Here is a 2880-nt window from a genome sequence, read left to right as displayed (position 1 = left end):
GCGTCCGGGCTGGCGGGAAAGCCCTTGACCGCGCTTACCTTGTCCCACCATTGCAGCTTCTTGATGCGTTCAAGCTCGGTCTGCCAGACCTGCTTTCCGTTGCCCATCAGCCGCGACAGCGCCTCCCACTTGCTCATGCCGCCGCCCCATTCGCTCTCATAGCGAAAGATCAGGTGCGAGACCGCCTCCGCCAGCCATGGCACCGTCAATGCGTTCTTCAGGTCGGCGGGAACCACGTTCCCCTTGCCGCCGCCCTGGCGCTTGGCGGCCTGCTCCAGCTTCGCGATAAACGGACTCGCGTTGACCGTTGCGGCGACGGCGCTGAATTCCTTTTCCTCGCCATCAAGCAACTGCTTCTTCTCAAACAGGCAGCGCCGCCACATGTCGAGTAACGGGATGCTGGTGGTATCCACCGTATCGAAACCCGGCCACGCCCACGGGCTTTGCCATTGCGTATCGGGTTTTTCACACACCCAGCCGTAGATTGTCCTGCCATCGCTGTTGCCCGCACCAATCTCCCACCATTGCGCCCCACCCGTGTCCGTTGTGTCGGTCGCCTTGTCGCTATCTGGAAGCTGGTCAAGCTGGGCGCGCGAAAGCACCTGCTGGTATCCAACCGCCTCGCCCTTTGCGTTGGCAAGCTGAAGCGGGAAGTCGGCCCAGGTCTGGACCGTCGCTCCGGCAACCGTGCCCACGTTCTTGCGCTCCACCCATAGCGGATTCCCGACAGGCGTACCGCTGGCGGCGTGAGTGTGTCCGTGACCATGACCGTGCGCCCCGGATTGCGCCGCAATGCGGGTAGGCTGCACCCTGGCCCAGCGTCCCTTGCCCGGATCGCCCTTTGCGGGCGCGAGCGTCAAGCCCACCAGTTGGGTGTTGCTTTGGGAATCGGTGGGTGTGACGAGTTTTGCTCCCTCCGGGATCACCAGCAGCGTCTTGCCATCCGTGCGCTCCTTCGCCCGTTTCCGGCTTTTGGTGATGAAGTCGTCAATCTGCGCGCCGGTAAAAACCTCGACATGAAGCAGCGGGCGCATCGGGGCGGGCGGGAGCAAGCTCGCCTGGCTGGAAAGCTGGTACTCGCCCAGGTAGCCCACCACATCGCCTGCCTTGACCTCGAACGGCGTATCGAGCACCACGACCGTATCCAATGGCTTCGGATCGACTACCGCGTCGAGTTCGTCAAGATTCACCCAGCCCGTGGCGGCGCGCGGATCGGGCGTTTCCCCAGCGACGGCGGCAACCGGCGTACCGTTCGTGATGGTCGCAATCTGCGCCCAGCCCTTCGCCGCATTGCCAACGATGGTGAGTTCGCCACCGCGCGGCAGCAGGCCGATTGCCGTTCCCGATGCCCGGTCGCAGATGCGAACGCCGGTCTGCGGTGTATCGGTATTCTGCGAAGGGCCTGCCTGACTCGCTGGCGGCACGGTGTAGCGCACCTTGTCCTGATACTGCGAGAGCGCATCCACGCTTTCCAGTGTCGGGCCTGACGCCACGCTGCCGAGCAGCGCGCCGCCACCCAGCGCAGCCGCACCCAGCCCGCCCGGAGGCTGCGCTAACTCCAGCGGTGTATGGAGTTGCGGGGGGAGCGCCTGGCGGTCGTTCGCCTTCGCGCCTACCTGAAAATGCCGGTCGCCTTGCCAGAAGGGCAACCGGCGAATCGACGGCGCGGACGGCGCGCTGCCACTGTTCGCCTGTTCGGCGGCCTTGTAACCCGCCAGGTCAAGCTGGTGCATGTAAAGGCTGTAGAACTCCAGCACCTCATCGGCGGGCGGCTGGTAGGTCTGGGGAGCCTGCGCGCCGCTCGCGGCTGCCGGAGTCGCGGCGGCGGGAGCCGATGCATCCGACGCGCCAGCCGGAGAACCGGCAGGCTTCGGCGCGGGGGGCAGCACAAGCCTGTGACGCACAAGCACAAACCCGGTTGAATACAGCGCATGGCGGGGCGGCGTACTCGGATAGGTTAGTTCGGCATACTTCGAATCCAGCCGGTACGCGACCACATACCCATCAGCGATGGCCTTGACGCCATCGCCCTGTTTCAGGTCGCTGCCCGTGCCCGCGTCGAAGTGGATACCGCCGTGAAACATGCCGTTTGAACCGAGCGGATAGAATCCACCGTTCGCCCCGGCAAGTGCATGAAGCCAGGTCTGGGGATCGGCTGAATTGCCGGTCTTGGGTGTGAACGGGAAACTCCAGTTCAGCGGCTGCCATTGGGGCGGCGGGGGAGGTGTGGGGGTCGCGGGCGCTGCCGGGTGGTGCGGATGGTGGGGGTGAGCCATGAGTCTCGCTGTTCCTGTCAGTTCTGGGGACTGGCCCGCGAGCGCTGCATTTCCGATTGTCAGCGTGTGTGCGAACCGGGCGGCGGCCTGAATGTGGCAACGTCAGAAGTGGGCGCGACCGCGATATGGACCCTGTGGGGTCCATCGCGTTTTATAACGCCTCGATTGCCCGCACCGATGCCGTCAAACCAGGAAACACACCATCTGTTGACGGGGCGCAAGTGTGGCGCGGGATGATGCGTCCTGCTGGCGGCGCGGCTGATTCCCGTCATTAAAAATCAGCCTTCGCCGGAGAATTCCGCGCGGGCCTCGCTCAAGTCGAGAAGTTGCTGATGGACGGCCTCGGCCAGCAGCGCCGTCAAGTGGTCGGCATTTACGCCAAGCTCGGCGCCAGAAACGGCGCGACCTTCGTGGGCCACGCAAGCCAGCTATCGCGCTGTGTGCGGCACAAATCGAAAACCGCGCGCTCGGCGAGTTCAAGCTCGACAAGGCGGCCCGCCTTCTGTTCGTATTCGAGTTCGCGAAGCCTCGCGAGCCAGGTTTCCTTGGCGCAAATCGCTTCAGCCAGTGTCATGGCGGGCAATGCGCCGTCGACCGGCACAGC

The 2880-nt window shown here is 64.6% G+C and carries 1 protein-coding gene and 1 pseudogene; both read right to left on the bottom strand.

The window, feature by feature from the left end; genetic code table 11:
- The coding region (locus U5805_RS31415) for a muramidase (RefSeq protein WP_322107379.1) at positions 1–2276 on the bottom strand (2276 nt) is incomplete at its 3' end.
- 373 nt (positions 2277–2649) lie between these two features.
- Positions 2650–2880: pseudogene (locus U5805_RS31410) on the bottom strand (hypothetical protein); the annotation flags it as partial.

This window comes from Paraburkholderia sp. J41, from assembly GCF_905220235.1.
In the GTDB taxonomy this organism is placed as follows: Bacteria; Pseudomonadota; Gammaproteobacteria; order Burkholderiales; family Burkholderiaceae; genus Paraburkholderia.
Note: the sequence above shows the minus strand (reverse complement) of the source record. Positions and strands in the feature narration are given on the sequence as shown.